The 15,566-nt window shown below is 70.0% G+C and carries 12 protein-coding genes; 5 read left to right on the top strand and 7 right to left on the bottom strand.

What is annotated here, in order from left to right; all coding sequences use genetic code 11:
* Window positions 1-34 precede the first annotated feature (34 nt).
* Complete coding sequence (locus PSQ21_RS04615) at window positions 35-1,384, top strand: transcriptional regulator (protein WP_274029126.1); 1,350 nt, start codon at window positions 35-37, stop codon at window positions 1,382-1,384.
* A gap of 86 nt (window positions 1,385-1,470) precedes the next feature.
* On the top strand, window positions 1,471-2,001 hold the full coding sequence (locus PSQ21_RS04610; RefSeq protein WP_274029125.1) for an NUDIX hydrolase: 531 nt from the start codon (window positions 1,471-1,473) through the stop codon (window positions 1,999-2,001).
* Window positions 2,002-2,150: 149 nt separating this feature from the next.
* On the opposite strand, the gene PSQ21_RS04605 is transcribed toward PSQ21_RS04610, so the two are convergent.
* Genes PSQ21_RS04605 through PSQ21_RS04590 form a run of 4 tightly spaced genes read right to left on the bottom strand, consistent with a single transcriptional unit; the run spans window position 2,151 to window position 6,878 of the window.
* Window positions 2,151-3,524 (bottom strand): hypothetical protein, encoded by a 1,374-nt coding sequence (locus PSQ21_RS04605; protein ID WP_274029124.1) that lies wholly within the window; start codon window positions 3,522-3,524, stop codon window positions 2,151-2,153.
* Window positions 3,521-4,540, bottom strand: a complete 1,020-nt coding sequence (locus tag PSQ21_RS04600) for an ATP-grasp domain-containing protein (RefSeq protein ID WP_274029123.1) — start codon at window positions 4,538-4,540, stop codon at window positions 3,521-3,523. Before PSQ21_RS04600 ends, PSQ21_RS04605 begins: the two co-directional genes overlap by 4 nt.
* Before the next feature lie 29 nt (window positions 4,541-4,569).
* Window positions 4,570-5,790, bottom strand: a complete 1,221-nt coding sequence (locus PSQ21_RS04595; protein WP_274029122.1) for an ATP-grasp domain-containing protein — start codon at window positions 5,788-5,790, stop codon at window positions 4,570-4,572.
* A gap of 26 nt (window positions 5,791-5,816) precedes the next feature.
* Window positions 5,817-6,878, bottom strand: a complete 1,062-nt coding sequence (locus tag PSQ21_RS04590) for a PLP-dependent cysteine synthase family protein (RefSeq protein WP_274029121.1) — start codon at window positions 6,876-6,878, stop codon at window positions 5,817-5,819.
* Between the two features lie 1,617 nt (window positions 6,879-8,495).
* On the opposite strand from PSQ21_RS04590, the gene PSQ21_RS04585 reads away from it, so the two are divergent.
* Window positions 8,496-9,782, top strand: coding sequence for an MDR family MFS transporter (locus PSQ21_RS04585; protein WP_274029120.1), 1,287 nt, complete (start codon window positions 8,496-8,498; stop codon window positions 9,780-9,782).
* A 455-nt stretch (window positions 9,783-10,237) separates the two neighbouring features.
* On the opposite strand, the gene PSQ21_RS04580 is transcribed toward PSQ21_RS04585, so the two are convergent.
* On the bottom strand, window positions 10,238-11,095 hold the full coding sequence (locus PSQ21_RS04580) for a 3-hydroxybutyryl-CoA dehydrogenase (protein WP_274029119.1): 858 nt from the start codon (window positions 11,093-11,095) through the stop codon (window positions 10,238-10,240).
* A gap of 201 nt (window positions 11,096-11,296) precedes the next feature.
* Here PSQ21_RS04580 and PSQ21_RS04575 point away from each other — a divergent pair, with 201 nt between their 5' ends.
* Window positions 11,297-12,604, top strand: a complete 1,308-nt coding sequence (locus PSQ21_RS04575) for a glycoside hydrolase family 10 protein (protein WP_443334371.1) — start codon at window positions 11,297-11,299, stop codon at window positions 12,602-12,604.
* Window positions 12,605-12,777: 173 nt separating this feature from the next.
* Here PSQ21_RS04575 and PSQ21_RS04570 read toward each other — a convergent pair whose 3' ends face one another.
* Together PSQ21_RS04570 and PSQ21_RS04565 are read right to left on the bottom strand one after the other, a co-directional pair.
* The gene (locus PSQ21_RS04570; RefSeq protein ID WP_274029118.1) at window positions 12,778-12,987 is read right to left on the bottom strand and encodes a DUF1918 domain-containing protein; all 210 of its coding nucleotides are present in this window, start codon (window positions 12,985-12,987) and stop codon (window positions 12,778-12,780) included.
* Between the two features lie 47 nt (window positions 12,988-13,034).
* Entirely contained in the window at window positions 13,035-14,108 is a 1,074-nt protein-coding gene (locus PSQ21_RS04565; RefSeq protein WP_337961665.1) for a DMT family transporter, read from the bottom strand.
* Between PSQ21_RS04565 and PSQ21_RS04560 the strand changes: the two genes are divergently transcribed.
* Window positions 14,107-15,561 (top strand): aminotransferase-like domain-containing protein, encoded by a 1,455-nt coding sequence (locus PSQ21_RS04560; protein ID WP_274029116.1) that lies wholly within the window; start codon window positions 14,107-14,109, stop codon window positions 15,559-15,561. The two genes, PSQ21_RS04565 and PSQ21_RS04560, sit on opposite strands and share 2 nt — an antisense overlap.
* Window positions 15,562-15,566: the final 5 nt, after the last annotated feature.

Raw genomic sequence — 15,566 nt, 5'->3', positions numbered from 1 at the left:
ACTAGGCTCGTCGCGACACCCACCTGGGGGGACGATGGAGCCCAATGTCCTGCTCGAAGCCCTGATCGAGGAGGCCGGTGTGTCCCGTGCGGGCCTCGCCGGCCACGTCAACCGGGCGGGTCTGACCCGTGGACTGAGCCTGCGGTACGAACACACGGCGGTCGCCCGCTGGCTCAAGGGCCAGCGCCCGCGGGGGCAGGTGCCCGACCTGATCTGCGAGGTGCTGGCCGGCCGGCTGGGGCGGCCCGTCGGGCTCGACGACGTCGGTATGGGTGCCTCCGCCGCGTCGGGGACGGAGGCCTGCGCCGAGGGCGCCTCCCTCTCCGGGTTCGTCGAGCGGGCCACCGCGCTGTGGCGCTCCGACGAACAGCGGCGCCCGCACCTGGCCACCGTGCCCGCCGTCACCGGCACCCCGGCGGTGATGCCGGTCTGGGAGTGGGAGAACCCCCCGGAGGACGCCGACGTCTCGCGACCGGGGCCGTGCCGGGTCAGCGCGGCCGACATAGCGATGCTCAAGTCGGCCCGCGACCACTACGAGCAGATGTACCGCAAGACGGGCGGCGTCGCGACCAGGCCCCGGATCGTCCGCTTCCTCAACGCGGAGGCCGCGCCGCTGCTGCGCGGCGGCTACAGCGACGCCCTGGGCCGGGGCCTGCACCGGGCGACGGCGGGACTGGTGGCGGTGGCGGGCATCTGCGCCTACGACTCCGACGCCCACGGGCTCGCCCAGCGCTACTTCCACCAGGCGCTGCGGCTCGCCAAGTCCAGCGGCGACCGGGGTCTCGGCGGCTATGTGATCGCCCTCCTGGTCACCCAGTCGCTGTTCCTCGGCGACCACCGCCGCTCCATCGCCTTCGCCGAGGCCGCGCTGCGGGCCGCCGGCGGGCACATCACCCCCGCCCTCGCCGCCGATCTGCACGCCATGCAGGCCAAGGCGTACGCACAGCTCGGCGACGCGGCGAGCGCCCGGGCCTGCATCGGGCGGGCCGAGGCCCAGGCGGGCCGGATCCATACCGGCCGGGAGCCGGACGAGACGGGGTACGTGCAGCCGGGCCTGGTCGACGTCCAGGTGGCGGAGGCGCTGCTCGGCCTCGGGGACCTGCCCGCCGCCCGGGAGCACGCCGCCTCAGCCGTGCGCGCCCCGGCGCACGACCGGGGGCGCGTGCACCGGCTTGCGATGTTGAGTCATATCGAGCTGCTCCAGGGCGAGCCCGACCGCGCGGCCGGCACAGCTGCCGAAATGGCGCTGAGGGCCCGGGGAATGGAGTCCCAGCGGCTGCGCGACCGGCTGCGGCAGGCCCGGCGTGAGCTGGCCGCGAGCGGCTGCGCCGACGCGGTGGAGACCACCGCCCTCATCGACGAGGCGCTCCGCGTGCCTCTGTGAGCTGTGCCGACGCCCCGTCGAGCGGTCCCCCTGGCAGCCGAGCCTGCTGACATGTTGACCCCAACATGTCGAAAGGCGGCAGAACCGTGCAGTGGACGAACTTAAGCGAACAGAATGTGTATCAGAACCCGTGGTTCCGGGTGAATCTGGCAGACGTCCAGCTCCCCGACGGCAGTCATCTCGACCACTTCGTCATCCGGCTGCGGCCCGTCGCGGCCGCCACCGTCGTCAACGAGGCGAACGAGGTGCTGCTGCTCTGGCGGCACCGGTTCATCACCGACAGCTGGGGGTGGGAACTGGCCGCGGGCGTCGTCGAGGACGGCGAGGACATCGCGGTGGCGGCGGCCCGTGAGATGGAGGAGGAGACCGGCTGGCGCCCCGGCGAGCTGCGCCCGCTGCTCACCGTGGAACCGTCGAACGGCCTCACCGACGCCCGCCACCACCTGTACTGGTCCGACGAGGCGCACTGGACCGGGCCCCCGCGGGACGCCTTCGAGTCCTCGCGCCGCGAGTGGATACCGCTCAAGGTGGTCCCGGACATGATCGCCCGGGGCGAGGTGCCCGCCGCGAACATGGCGGCGGCCCTGCTGATGCTGCACCACCTGAGACTGGGCTGACCCGGCCGCGTACGAACGTCCTGTACGCGGCCCGAGGAGCCGGCCCCGGGGTGACCGGGACCGGCTCCTGTCGGCGGACGCACGGACGGCTCGGGCGTACGATCGGGACGCCGGGCCCTCGAAGGACGTCGACCAGGTCGAGCGAGAGGTCAGGAGGACCTTCGGACGGCTGCCGCGTGGCCGGCCAGCAGCGCGCCCGACTCCGCCCCCTGCTTCACGTTGATCACGGCGTTGCCGCTCGCCGCGTCGGCCCAGCGGACGAAGGTGCCGGCGTACTTGTCCGCGAACACCAGCGGGCCGAGACAGACGTAGTGATCGCGGTACTCGGTGCCGTTGAAGCCCTGGCCGGTCCACAGCTCTTCCAGTCGCTGCTGGCAGATGAAGCCCGAACCGGCCGCCGCGGCGTCGATAGCCGTGGACCACTCCTCGCCGGACACCCGGTCCCCGAAGACGATGCCCCGGCCGCCGTAGTCGGAGCCCGGCTTGAGCACCATACGGCTCTGGTCGGCAAGGGCCTCGGGAGCCGTTTCCTCGGTCACCCGGAACGTCCTGGGGACGTACCGCCGGATGAAGTCCCGCTCGGCCCCGGTGAAGCACTCCGCGAAGGAGTCCGAGGTCAGGAGCTCCAGATTGGCCTTGTGGTCGAACAGCGCGCTGGTCGGCGGTGCGATGAAGTCGACCAGCCCCGCGGCGTCCGCCTCCATCAGTCCGATGGTGATCTCGGCCGGGACGAACTTCCGGGTCTCGAGCCAGGTGTACATGGTGAACACGACGTCGACGCGCCGGCCCTCGTAGTACACGCCGTCGGCCCGGACGTCGAGATCCTGCACCAGGCCGTTGGCGTAGGCGAACCCGAAGGAGCCGACCAGCTTCTCGAAGGCCTGGCGGCCCGAGTTGATGTCGTTGCTGTCCGCGATCGCCTCGAACACCACGGGCCGGCCGTCGGACTGCCGCGGTCGCACCAGCGACTGGAAGGCCTCGCCCCAGATGCTCCGCATCTCGGGGGCGGAGACGTCGTAGCCCGCCTCCTGGAGATGCCGGAAGTAGCCGGAGCTGCGGAACTGCTTCACGTACGGATCAACGGTGTTCATCCCGCCCAGCGGCGCCGAGACATTGACCTCGACCACCTTGGGACCGCCGGTCGTGAGCACGAAGTCCGGGCGGGCGAACCGGCTGGCCATCTGGAGGTTGCGCTTGTTGAGCGACCGGGTCAGCAGCTCCGACTCCTCGCGAGTGAGCCCCTGGAACTCCATCCAGGCCGCGAAGTCACCGCCGAACACCCGCTCCGGGACGGCCCGCAGCAGACCGACCACGGTCCGGGCGGCGTGGGAGAGTTCGTCGACGAACTCGGACGAGAAGAGCGGCGGTGGGAAGATGTGCGGCCACCCCTTGCGGTAGATGCCCGCGGCGAAGGCGTCCGAGTCCTCCCGCGCCGCCTCGGGGCCCACGGTTTCCTGGTACTCGCTCCAGCTGTCCACCAGGTCCGGGGCGAGCAGCGTGGACAGCTCGCCGGTGCGTGTCATGCCGACAGAGCCTTCAGACGGCCGTCGCGCACCAGAGCCGCCAGGAGGTGCTCCACGACCTCCGGGGTCTTGTCGACGCCGGTCGCGAGGAACGTCCACTTGGTCGCACCCGGGTTCTCCAGGTTCAGCTCCAGGACGTAGGGGAAGGCCAGGTCGATGCCGGCGAAGTAGATGCCCTGGCGCATCAGGGACTCACCCAGCTCGCGGCAGAACGCGTCCTCCTCCGGCGTGAGCTCCATGTCGGCGAACCCGTTGCCCAGCGTGGCGTTGGCCCGGTGGTCGTCGTCGCCGTGGAACCGGCGGAATCCGCAGACCGGCACGCCACCGGAGAGCAGGACGCGCTGCTCGTTCTCCACGACGTTGGGGACGTACTCCTGCATCGTGATGTACTTGCGGGACAGGCCGATGTTCTGGCGGCCGTAGTTCTCGTACCGCGACACCTCGTTGCCGGTCGCCGACTGGAGCAGGGCGCGGAAGTTCTTCTCGCGGGCGTTGACGTAATAGATGTCGGCGCCGCAGCCCTCGTTGCCCGGCTTCATGATCCACGCGGTCTCGGGATCGTCGGTCACCACCTTGTCCAGCTCCGTGAAGCTGTTCGAGACGTAGGTGGTCGGCAGGTGATCGCGGGGCACGCCGCCGGGCAGGCAGGTCTTGCTGTTCAGGAACAGCACCGCGGCCGCGTCGTTGACGAAGGTGACCCGCTGGTTGAGTACCCAGAGCAGCTGGTAGGTCTCCAGGAAGAGGTTCGGGTGCGGGCTGGTGAGCAGCCAGACCAGATCGAAGTCCTCGCAGCTGGCCTGCTCAAGCCGCTCCTGGGGGAACGGCATGCCGTCGAAGTACTCCTGGTCGGCCTGGAACATGTCGCACACCACGGTGCCCTCTTTGATGCCCAGTGTCTCGATATCGGCCACGTGGACCTCGTGACCGCCCCGGAACAGTCCGTTCGGGATGATCGACTGGTTGTCGAGACGCCACTGCTGCATGTGCGATATCAACACCAGAACTTTGTAGCCCACGGCTCAACTCTCCTTTGGAATGTACGGGTTCAGCTGCGCAGGTCCTGCGCGAGCAGGTCGAGATCGGCGTCGAGCGCGGCCGGGTCGGGCCCCACCAACAGCACGTATCCGATGCGGTCGTAATTGGTCTGCGCTGTCCGGTCGGACGACAGCGCACCGGGCTGCACCCTGCCGCGCCGGAAGGTCGGCAGCCGGGTGAAGGACTCGTAGACGTCCTCATGCGTCTTGCCGGCCGCGACCTCGTCCGGCAGGACGAACCTGCTGGAGGCCGCGGCGTACTCCGGCGCCGAAGGCGGCTGCGGCTCCGTTGTGCGCAGGTGGAAGTCGAGGTAGTGGGCGACCATGTCGATCCCCGTGCACCAGGCGACCAGTTGCGTGATGTGGCCGCCGGGCAGCCGGGGATTGATCTCGATCAGGTGCGGCCCGCTGTCGTTGATCCGCAGCTCCACATGGGCCGCGCCGCACCGCAGTCCGGTGGCCTCGACCCAGCCGACCACCTGTTCGCCGACCTCCTTCGCCTGCTGCTCGGGAAGCGGCGCGGGAAAGATGTGGCCGCGCTCGACGAAGTTCGGCGGGGCTCCCAAGAACTTCTTGGTGAGGCCGGCGACATGCCATCCGTGGCCGGCCTTCCAGTACAGCTCGCAGCTGTACTCGTCGCCGTCGATGTACTCCTCGAACAGCACGGCCCGGACCGGCCGGTACTCCCGGACGTTCACCACATGGCTGCGGTAGCGCTCGGTGACCGAGGTGACGTCGGCGGGCGTCCGGCACAGTTGCACCGAGACGCTGCCGCTCTCGTCCACGGGCTTGACGATGACCGGATAAGGGAGCGAGTCGAGATCGACGGTGTCGAGCTCCTCCTCGGGGACCGTCAGGGTCCAGATCCCGCCGGGCAGATCCTTCGTCAACTCGCGTGCGACGTCCTTGTACCGAGCCGCCACCAGCCCGGACACATCGGCGTGCGGAAGACCGAGTGCCATCGCGCAGAGCGCCGCTGTCACCAGGTGGTAGTCGTCGAACGAGATGACCGCCTCCACGTCCTCGTCGCGGAGGACGCGCAGGATCTCGGCCACGTTGTAGGTGTCACAGGTGAGAACCGTGTCGCACAGGTCCAGCGGGTTGTCCGGGAGCGTCTCGTAGAACCCGCGCTGCATGGTGACGAAGACGGTGCGGTAACCGCGCCCGGTCGCCAGCTTGATCGCGTCGGACGTGGTCCCTGTCGAGTTCGCCTCAAGAAAAACGATTGCCATGTACTTGCCCGAAACCCTTTGGTTGTCTAGTCGTTGGCGAGCGTGACGTTCCTGAGCCCGAGCTCGGTCGGCACCTGCTCGTTGGCCGGGTGGGAGGCGGCCGCGATGAGCCCCTCCGGGTTGGTGATCCCGGCGGTCTCGATCTGTTCGGCGAGGCCCTTGGCCCGCAGCCAGTCAGAATCGAATGACTCACCGAGGTAGTTGACGCCGCCGTCGGCAGCCATGACGACGATGCGACTTCCGGGGTATCGGTAGGCGTGGTGCACGGCGGCGAACACGGCTGCGCCCGCGGACTCACCGACCAGGAGGCCCTCGCTCCTGGCCAGGACGCGCATGGTGGCGATGCCCTCGTAGTCCGCGACCAGGTGGACCCGGTCCACCATGGAGCGGTCGAGGTTGCCGGGCTTCCAGGCCAGCCCGAGACCGCGCATCGAATACTTGGAGAACGGGTAGCCGAACGCGGCCGACCCTGCGGCGTCCACGCCGACGGTGACCACGTCGGGTAACTCCTTCTTCACCGCCGCCGACAGCCCGCTGATGTGGCCGCCGGTGCTGACCGCGGATATCAGAGCGTCGAACACCGGTACGTCGTCCAGGAGTTCACGGCTGGTGAGCTCGAAGTGGGCCCTGACGTTGTCAGGGTTGTTGTACTGATCCGGCCAGAACGCGCCGGGGGTCTCGGCCAGCAGTCGCTGGACCCGCTCGATACGCGGCCACTGGTAGCCGCCCGACTCGTCGGGCGTGTCCACCAACTCGATCTGGGCACCGAGGGCTGTGGCGAAGTCGACCATGCTCCTGGGCGCCTTGGGGTCGATCACCAGGATGACCCGGTAGCCGCGCGTCGCACCGATCAGCGCAAGTGACTTGCCCAGGTTCCCGGACGTCGACTCGATGATGGTGCCGTGGGGCTTCAGCCGGCCGTCGAGCTCCGCCCCGTTGATCATCGAGATCGCCGCGCGGTCCTTGATGCTTCCGCCGGGATTGAAGGATTCGAGCTTGACGATGATTTCCGAGCCGAATGCGCTCAGACGGCGCAGTCTGACCACGGGCGTGCGGCCCACGGTCTCCAGGATTGAATCGTAAATCAATTGTCATCCCCCAATGACTCAGAAGTGTGGCTGTTGTGGATAACCGGTGAGCTGTGGCGCTGTGGTGTGAAGTGGCCTCGCGGGGCAGGGAAGCTGACCTTCCGTCCTTCTTCCGGCCGCCGTGCGACCCTCGCATGAGGAACTGGCCGCGCTGGTGGTGGAGCTGAGGCGCCTGGCCTGAAGCCGGCCGGGCCGAGGGCGATCCGGGGATCAAGGGGCAACAGAAGGTCTCTGGATCCTGACGGTCCCCGACCGGCGAGCAACGCTTCGCGCGGATCCGGTCCCGCATTCCACCGTGCGCAAACACGGCACCCACCCCCTCATCTTCCTGCGCGGCCTCTTCTCCGGACGGTCATGGGTGCTGCCCACAACCAGCCGAAGACCCAGAAAATTCATGAAGAATCGTCAGCAACCGTAACGACCGGGATGGCGTCCCGGCTGGCCGAGAACTCCGGCCGCCCAGGAATTCCGGGTGCGCTACCCGCCGAATTGTTGATCAGAACAGGCCTATGTGGGCCGGGTGACACTTGGTCGGACGGCGAGTGAACGATGCTCGACGCTCGGATGGAATACGAAGACGGCCCATGCCGGGACGCGCTGCGAGTTCCTTCCGTGCTTCCCCGTCAATACCTCGGCCGTTTTCCGTCGGCATGGCGTCAGGGCGGCGGACGTGCCTGCGTCATCGCCGCCCGGCTTGGCGGATGGCGATGTCGACGACGTCGGGCTTCTCCGCACCGTCTTCCGCGGCCCGGCAGGCGGAGCCCTGGGCTCACGCTCATGCGCGTTGGTCCGGCCGGGGACGGCGTGGTGATCAGTCGGGCGCGGACCTCATCGAGACGGAGGTGCCCATGAATAGCGTGGACCGTCGTGGCGTCGGCAGAAGCTTCTCGGAGCCACGCCTGCCGAGCGGAATGTGAGGCCCGTACCAGCTATTTTCAGCATAGTCGATCCTGACAGTCCGAGGTATTTCGCTCGGTGCAGTCATATAGCAAAACCCCCGAATGGCCAAACGTTTACTATGACATTTGCGACCGCTCGGCGAGACACTATCACTCGGGTCCGCTCGATCGCAGCACCTTTCGGCCTGAGACGGGCTTGAACGGCTTGATTCAGGCGTACAGATGAGCGACCTCATGGAAAATTAGGTCAAATCTTCCGATTCGTTGGCGGATATACGTCTGTACCGTGAGGCGGCGAGCCGAGTTGATCTCTCACCTGTGCGGTGCGAGAGGGAAGTCGTGGACTTCTCGGCATTCGTTTTCGCAGCGTCTGATGTGCGCACCGCGTGCACGCCGCGGCGAGGGGCGGGTCGTCGGCCGAAGGCCTGGAACGGCTACGGTGGGCGCGCCGTCGGCGCGGCAGGCGGGTCCTTGACGGCACGTCACAAGTGGGCGTGTCCAGGGCGGTTGTCCCATCCCGGGGTATCCGTCCTACCCCGCACCGCCATGGGGATCACGACTACGGCCGTTATGTCCGATGGCTTATTTCACGTGTTCGCCGTCTCGGGGGCCGACGGGGTCAGTAATATACGGTGACGGTTTTCACTGCTTACATGTCTCGGTGACTGTGCAGCACTTTCGAGGGGGTCCTGTGTTAGCCCTGCCCAACCCGACATCCGTGTCACGAGCCGTGAAGGGTGCGATTTCCGGTCTGCCGAGCCAGTTCTGGTGGCTGTGGACGAGCACGCTGATCAACCGGCTCGGTGGCTTCGTCACCACCTTCATGGCGCTCTACCTGACTGCGGACCGCGGTCTCTCGGCGAGCTTCGCGGGTCTGGTCGCCGCTTTGTACGGGGCCGGCGGAGCGGTTGCCGCGGTGCTGGGAGGTGTGATGGCGGACCGGATCGGCCGCCGCCCCACACTGCTGATCTCCCAGCTCGCCACCGCGGTGGTGATGGCGATACTCGGCTTCGTGCGCGAGCCCGCCGTCATCGCCGTGCTGGTCTGCGTGCTCGGGGTCGCCGCCAACGCGGCGAGGCCCTGCATCCAGGCCATCATCGCCGACCTGGTGCCGGAGGAGGACCGGGTCCGCGCGTTCTCGCTCAACTACTGGGCGGTCAACATCGGCTTCGGCGTGGCATCGGCCGCGGCCGGACTGATCGCCGAGCACGGATATCTGCTGCTGTTCCTCGGCAATGCGGTATCGGTGCTGGTGTGCGCAGTCGTGATCTTCTTCAAGGTCCCCGAGACCAGGCCGAAGAGTGTGGCCGACGCGACCGGGGGCAAGCGCGACGCCGCGACGGCCGACTCGGCCACAGACCCCGCCATCGGCCTCGGCACCGTGCTCCGCGACACCAAGTTCATGGCGGTCGTGGGCCTGTCCTTCCTCTTCGCCATGGTCCTCATGCAGTACACCACCTCCCTCCCCGTCACGATGGGAATGGAGGGCTTCTCCAGCGCGGACTACGGCGTGGTCATCGGTGTGAACGGACTGGTGGTCGTCCTCTGCCAGATCCCCGTGAACTGGGGGCTGCGGCGGGTCAAACCCATCACCGTACTGATCGTGGCGTCGCTGCTCACCGGCTTCGGCTTCGGACTCACCGGCCTCGCCAACGCGGTCCCCGTCTACATCGTGACCGTGTGTATCTGGACCCTCGGCGAGATCATGCACAACCCCACCAGCATGGCGTTCGCCGCCGCGCTCGCGCCGCCCACCGCTCGCGGTCGTTACCAGGGCGTCTACTCGCTGTCGTGGTCCGGCGCGACCTTCGCGGGACCGCTGCTCGGCGGCTTCCTCATCGACGGCTTCGGCGCTGATGCCCTCTGGGCCGGGTGCGCGGTGGTCGGCGCGGTGGCCGCCATCGGCTATTGGCTGCTGAGGAATCAGCTGGCTGACGTGATCGCGCCGCCCACCCCGGTCGAGGCCGAGCCGGAGCGGGAGCGGGAGGCCGGCAGCAAGGCGTAGCCGCCCCGGGGCCCGGCCGCGACGAAAGACCCCGGGGCCCCTCTTTCCTGCTCGCACCGGGCTGCCGGTCGGGCATCCGGTGACGGGATGGCGGTGAGGTGAGGTGATCCGGGTCATGGCCCCGACCCGGGAGGTCGCGTCGCCTGCCAGGGGTGCGGGGTGCTGACCGGGAAGGTGCACGGAAACCGGAGCCGGACCGTGACGGATGTGCTGGTCGAGTCGTGCGGCCGGGTGGCCGCCCTGCTCACTCGGTCACCGGCCGCACCCGTCTCGTCCGCCACCGTCCTGCTGCTACTGCGGCTCACCAAGAGGATCATGCGCCGGACACCCGGCCGGGCAGGATTCGACCTCCTCCGGCCACGCGTCTTCCGCCGCGACAGCACAACGCCACCACCGACTGCCGTACGGAGCAGTCCGTTTGACGGGACCACTTGACGGGACCACCGGTAGGACGGTCAGTACGAGTAGAAACCCGACCCCGTCTTGCGGCCGAGCCGGCCCGCGTCGACCATGCGCTGGAGCAGCGGGGGAGCGGCGTACAGCGGCTCCTTGTACTCGGCGTACATCGAGTCCGCGACCGAGGCGACGGTGTCCAGGCCGATCAGATCGGCCAGCTTGAGCGGGCCCATCGGGTGGGCGCAGCCCATCTCCATGCCGTTGTCGATGTCCTCGCGGCTGGCGATGCCCGACTCGAACATCCGGATCGCGGAGAGCAGGTACGGGATCAGCAGCGCGTTCACGACGAACCCGGACCGGTCCTGGGCGCGGATCGGGTGCTTGCCGAGCACGTCCTGCACGACGGCCTCGGCGCGTGCGATCGTCTCGTCCGAGGTGGTCAGCGCCGGGATCAGCTCGACGAGCTTCTGCACCGGGGCCGGGTTGAAGAAGTGGATGCCGATGACCCGGTCCGGGCGCGAGGTGGCGACGGCCAGCTTCACCAGCGGGATCGAGGAGGTGTTGGAGGCCAGGATCGCGTCCTGCCGGGTCACCACCTGGTCGAGCACCTGGAAGATCTCGGTCTTGACCTGCTCGTTCTCCACGACGGCCTCGATGACGAGATCGCGGTCGGCGAACTCCCCGAGGTCGGTCGTGAAGCTCAGACGGCCGAGGGTCTCGTCCCGCTCCTCCGCGCTGATCTTGCCGCGCTCGGCGGCCTTCGACAGGGAGTTGTGGAGTCGGGTGCGGCCGATCTCCAGCGCTTCGCCGGTGGTCTCGGCGACCTTCACTTCGAGACCGCTGCGCGCGCACACCTCCGCGATACCTGCGCCCATCTGGCCACAGCCCACCACTCCGACGCGTGCAATGTCGGCCATAGAGTCCGTCACCTCGTGCCTTTCGCTGTTCTCCGTATCGCAGGGTCCCGTGTGGTTCCGGTGCCCGCCTCGACCCCACGACGTTACTCCGGATGCCGACGCGGGCCTTCCGCGGGTCACGGAGGCTACGGATGGGCATGATGCGGTTACGTAGAGCTATCGAGGTCGGATGCGGGATGTGGCGGAGAGAGGTGGGCCGGGATGCGGCGAACGGGAGTGGCGAGAAGGGCGTTCATGCTGGGCGCGGCCGGACTGGTGGCGGCGATGACGTCGGCCGGTGACGCGGTCGCCGCCCCGACGGGGAGGCCGGGGGGAGGCGGGCGGCCCGGGGCGGCGCCCGGTCAGGTGCGCGGCATGTGGATCGCCACGGTCGCCAACATCGACTGGCCGTCCAAGCCGGGGCTCACGGCGGCGCGACAGGAGGCCGAGCTGTCCGCGTATCTGGACCGGGCGGTCGAGCTGCGGCTCAACGCCGTGGTGTTCCAGGTCAGACCGACCGCCGACGCTCTGTGGCCCTCGCCGCACGAGCCGTGGGCCGCCTGCCTGACCGGGACGCAGGGAAAGGACCCGGGCTGGGACCCGCTCGGCACGGCGGTGCGCGCGGCACACGACCGGGGTCTGGAGCTGCACGCCTGGTTCAACCCCTACCGGGTGGCGAACCATGCCGACCCCACCCGTCTCATCGCCTCCCACCCGGCCCGGCGGCACCCGGGATGGGTCGTGCCGTACGGCGGGAAGCTGTACTACAACCCAGGGCTGCCGGAGGTCCGGCGCTTCGTCCAGGACGCGATGCTGGACGCCGTGCGGCGCTACGACGTCGACGCCGTGCACTGGGACGACTACTTCTACCCGTATCCGGTGGCCGGTCAGGTCTTCGACGACGACGCGGAGTTCGAGCGGTACGGCGGCGGCTTCGCCGACCGGGCGGCCTGGCGGCGCGACAACATCGACCGGCTCGTGCGCGAGACGGGGGAGCGGATCCGGCAGATCAAGCCCCACGTCCGCTTCGGCGTCAGCCCCTTCGCGGTCTGGCGCAACGCGGCGACCGACCCCCTGGGTTCGGACACCCGGGCGGGCGTGCAGACGTACGACGACCTGTACGCCGACACCCGTAAGTGGGTCAAGGAAGGATGGATCGACTACATCTGTCCGCAGATCTACTGGTACGTAGGCCAGGCCGCCGCCGACTACGCGAAGGTCCTCGCCTGGTGGAGCCGGACCGTCCGGGGCACGGGCGTCGACCTGTACGTGGGCGAGGCGCTGTACAAGGCGGGTGACCCGGCCCAGGCGGATCCCTGGCAGGACCCGGCGGAGCTCTCCCGCCACCTCACTCTCGCCCGGGACCACGCTGAGGTGAGTGGCCATGTCTTCTTCTCCGGGAAGAGCGTGATGGCGGACCGGATCGGCGCGATGCGACGCGTGGTGGCCGACCACTACACGGACCGGATCCGGCTCCATCCGGACCGGGGCCGCGCCTATCCCCACCGAGGCCGCCCCTCGGTGGGGTGACAGGGGCCCAGGTCCGGCTCTCGGCGGGGTAGCACCCGGGTCCGGCGTTCGGCGGGGAAGGCAGGGAGCGGGCGGGCAGCGGAGAGCAGGGGGCGGCCGGGGCGGAGCCGGCCCGGGCGGGCGGGGGGTGCCCGGCAGCCGGGGCCCAGGTGTGCGAGCCCCGCCCCGTGCTCCTACCGCCGCTGCCCGTCCTCCTGCGCCTCCCTGTGCTGGACGACGCTGTCGGGGCCCGGTGACATCAGGTGTTCACGGCCGTCCTCGAAGCGGAGCCGGTACGGGGGAGCGCCCCCGTCGCCGAGCACTTCGATGATCTCGGCGACCCGGTCGTGCTGTCCCACGGTCCTGCCGTGCATCAGCAGCCGGTCGCCCGTGTGTGCCTCCATCGGGAGCGACCTCCTCACAGGGGGAGACGGTATCCGTGTCGACAAGTCTATGACCGTATGCGCCCGGAGGCCCCCGCTGCGCCGCGGCCGGCCCGCTGGGTGGCGGCGATACAGACGAGCACGGCCACCGCCGCGACCGGAGCCGCGGCGGACATCTCCTCGCCGAGCAGGAGAAAGGACCACACGAGCGTCAGCAGCGGCTGGGCGAGCTGGAGCTGACTGGCCCGGGCGACACCGATCGCCGCCATGCCCCGGTACCAGACGTACAGCCCGAGGAAGGTCGATCCGGCGGCGACCCACACCAGGCCGAGGAGGCCCTGGGCGTTCAGGTGCACGGGTTCGAGGGGCAGGGCCACCAGGCTGCCCGCCACCGCGAGCGGCAGGCACAGGACCAGGGCCCAGCCGATCACGTGCCATCCCGGCATCAGCCGGGCCAGCCGGCCTCCCTCGGTGTACCCGGCCGCGCACACGAGCAGCGCGCCGAACAGATACAGATCGCCGGATGCGAGGGCCCCGCCGCTCTGCTGCACGGTGAAGGCGATCACCACGGCGGCCCCGGCGAGCGCCGCGATCCAGAACGTCCGCGAGGGCCGCTCACCGGTACGCAGGGCCCCCAGCACCGCCGTGGTCAGCGGCAGCAGGCCCACGACCACGGCCGCGTGCGAGGTGGTGGACGTCTGCAGGGCCAGCGTCGTCAGCAGCGGGAAGCCCACGACCACCCCGCCCCCGACGACCGCGAGCCCGGCCCAGTGCCGCCGTTCGGGCAGCGGGACGCGTGCGGCCAGCAGCACACTGCCCGCGATCAGGGCGGCGAGCACGCTGCGGAGGGCGACCAGGGACCAGGGGCCGAAACTCTCCAGGCCCCAGGCCGTGGCCGGAAAGGTGAGCGAGAACGCCACCACGCCGAGCCCGGCGAGCACGGTGCCGCTCCGGCCGGCGGAGGGACCCGGCGCGGGCCTGCTTCCCGGCCCGTTCGCAGCCGCAGCCGCAGCCGCAGCCGCAGTCGGTGCCGGATTCGGTGCCTCGGCCGCCGTCGGCGTGCTCGCCGGGGCCTGCGAGGTGGAGGCCGACGGGGCAACCGCTATCGATGACGGCTGGGTAGCGCTATTCTCTGCTCTCATGCAAGAGCGTAGCAGCGTCGCCGAACTGGTCACTTCCCTGCGGGGCGAGCTCAACCGCTACTCAGCCGGTGGAAAGCTGCCGTCCAGTCGTGCACTCGTCGAACGGTTCCGGGTCAGCCCCGTCACCGTCTCCCGCGCCATCGCCCAGCTCGCCGCCGAGGGGCTCGTCGTCACCCGCCCCGGCTCCGGCGCCTTCCGGGCGCACCCCCGTGGCGCACTTCCCGCGCCGGGCGACACGTCCTGGCAGGAGGTGTCGCTGAGCGGCGACGGCGGGCCCGAGGTGGTGCCGCGTACCGTGGACGCCTCCGGGGTGCTGGTCACCCTCGCCGCACCCGCGCCCGGCGTCATCGAGTTCAACGGCGGCTACCTCCACGCCTCCCTCCAGCCCGAGCGGGCGCTCTCCGCGGCCTTGGCCCGCGCGGGCCGCAGGCCGGGTGCCTGGGGCCGCCCCCCGACGGACGGGCTGCCCGAACTGCGGTCCTGGTTCGCCCGCGAGATCGGCCCCGCCGTCTCCGGCACCGACGTCCTGATCACCGCGGGCGGACAGAGCGCGCTGGCCACCGCGCTGCGCGCGCTCGCCCCGCCCGGCGCCCCGGTCCTCGTGGAGTCGCCCACCTACCCCGGGATGCTTGCCGCCGCCCGCGCCACCGGGCTGCGCCCCGTCCCCGTGCCGATGGACGCCGACGGGGTGCGCCCCGAGCTGCTCGCCGACGCGTTCCGGGCCACCGGCGCCCGGGTCTTCGTCACCCAGCCGCTCTTCCAGAACCCCACCGGGGCCACCCTCGCACCCGCCCGTCGCCCCGAGATCCTGGGCATCGCCCGCGCGGCGGGGGCATTCGTGGTCGAGGACGACTTCGCCCGGAGGCTCGTCCACGACGACGCCGGACCGCTTCCGGCGCCGCTGGCCGCCGACGATCCCGACGGCGTCGTCGTGCACGTCTGCTCGCTGACCAAGGTCACCTCGCCCAGCCTGCGGGTCGGGGCCCTGGCCGCCCGCGGGCCGGTGCTGGAGCGCCTGCGGGCCATCCAGGTCGTCGACAGCTTCTTCGTACCCCGGCCACTTCAGGAAGCCGCGCTGGAACTCGTCGGCTCCCCGTCGTGGGCCCGCCACCTCAACGCCGTCGCGACCGAGCTGAGACACCGCCGTACGGCCATGGCGGCCGCCCTCGGCGGCGAGCTGCCGGAACTCACGCTGCCGCATCTCCCGGCGGGCGGCGGCAGCCTCTGGCTCCGCCTCCCGGGCAGCGGCGCGGGAACGGCCACCGATGAGCCGGCCGTCGTCTCGGCCGCCCTGCGCGCCTCCGTCGCCATCGCCCCCGGACGCCCCTACTTCTGCGCCGAACCCCCGGCCGGCCACGTCCGCCTGAGCTTCGCCGCGGTCTCCGGAGCGGCCGAGATCGCGGAGGGCGTACGCCGCCTCCGTACCGCCTTCGACGGGCTTCAGGGCCGATAGGCTCC

Source organism: Streptomyces sp. MMBL 11-1 (assembly GCF_028622875.1).
Taxonomy (GTDB): domain Bacteria; phylum Actinomycetota; class Actinomycetes; order Streptomycetales; family Streptomycetaceae; genus Streptomyces.
Note: the sequence above shows the minus strand (reverse complement) of the source record. Positions and strands in the feature narration are given on the sequence as shown.

Excerpts from the sequence above, each read along its gene's own strand:
- PSQ21_RS04615 (WP_274029126.1), top strand. The coding sequence starts at position 35 with ATGGAGCCCAATGTCCTGCTCGAAGCCCTGATCGAGGAGGCCGGTGTG.
- PSQ21_RS04605 (WP_274029124.1), bottom strand. The coding sequence starts at position 3,524 with ATGACACGCACCGGCGAGCTGTCCACGCTGCTCGCCCCGGACCTGGTG.
- PSQ21_RS04595 (WP_274029122.1), bottom strand. The coding sequence starts at position 5,790 with ATGGCAATCGTTTTTCTTGAGGCGAACTCGACAGGGACCACGTCCGAC.
- PSQ21_RS04580 (WP_274029119.1), bottom strand. The coding sequence starts at position 11,095 with ATGGCCGACATTGCACGCGTCGGAGTGGTGGGCTGTGGCCAGATGGGC.
- PSQ21_RS04575 (WP_443334371.1), top strand. The coding sequence starts at position 11,297 with ATGCGGCGAACGGGAGTGGCGAGAAGGGCGTTCATGCTGGGCGCGGCC.
- PSQ21_RS04570 (WP_274029118.1), bottom strand. The coding sequence starts at position 12,987 with ATGGAGGCACACACGGGCGACCGGCTGCTGATGCACGGCAGGACCGTG.
- PSQ21_RS04560 (WP_274029116.1), top strand. The coding sequence starts at position 14,107 with ATGCAAGAGCGTAGCAGCGTCGCCGAACTGGTCACTTCCCTGCGGGGC.
- PSQ21_RS04565 (WP_337961665.1), bottom strand. The coding sequence starts at position 14,108 with ATGAGAGCAGAGAATAGCGCTACCCAGCCGTCATCGATAGCGGTTGCC.